Origin of the sequence: Acinetobacter sp. I-MWF (genome assembly GCF_025433935.1) — a bacterium.
In the GTDB taxonomy this organism is placed as follows: Bacteria; Pseudomonadota; Gammaproteobacteria; order Pseudomonadales; family Moraxellaceae; genus Acinetobacter; species Acinetobacter guillouiae.
The window spans coordinates 1-889 of record NZ_JAMBAR010000049.1; the positions used below are offsets into that span (position 1 = coordinate 1).

The following is an 889-nucleotide window of genomic DNA, read 5'->3' on the forward strand; positions in this document are numbered from 1 at the left end:
TACCCCACCATCATTTGAAATTTGTACTTTTTCACCAACATTTAATGCTGTGGTTAATGTACCGCTGACAGTCAAAGTAGTGTCACTGGTAATAAAATCTGTGCTTGATGTACCAGTATCTGTACTTATTGCTGTGATATCTACGAGGTTTGATGCACTAGGAGCAGTTGTATCTACAGTAATAGTATAAGCCCCAGACGATACACCCACATTTCCTGCTGCATCTGCTACTCGTGCTATGTAACTATAAGTCGTACCATCAACTAAGCCATTATCAGCATAGGTCCAAGTTGTACCAGATACCGTTGCTGTGCCAACCTTCACACCATCACGATATACCACAACAACTTCACCTGAACCCAATGCAGTGCTAATCGTACCCTCAATACTTGGCGTTACATCATTTGTTGCTCCGTTATTCGCAACGATACCTGTTTGTGGATCAACATCATCGATTACTTGAGTAATTACGGTCGTTTGTGTTGGCGCTAAAGTATCAACAGTAATTGTATATGTTGAAGATGCTGGGCTTTGATTCCCACCCGCTGTTTCAACACGTGCCGTATATACATAAGTATTGCCGTTACTTAATCCACTGTCATTAAAGGTCCATGTTGTACCTGTAACTGTTGCTGTGCCAATCACCACACCATCACGCAATACTACAACTGTTTCTGTACCTGTCAGTGCTGTTGAAATTGAACCCGTTAATTGCGGTGTCGTATCATTTGTTGCACCATTATTGGCTACAACACCCGTTTGCGGAGCAAAGTCATCTATTACAGACAAGATTTGTACAGATTGACTTGAACCACTGGTATCTACAGAAATCGCATAGTTGTTCGATACCGAACCTTGGTTACCCGCCGCATCTTCTACTCGCGCTGTA

The 889-nt window shown here is 42.4% G+C and carries 1 protein-coding gene; it reads right to left on the bottom strand.

Annotation, left to right across the window (positions count from 1 at the left end; translation table 11 throughout):
* The coding region (locus M2R48_RS21305) for an Ig-like domain-containing protein (protein WP_262087626.1) at positions 1 to 889 on the bottom strand (889 nt) is incomplete at both ends.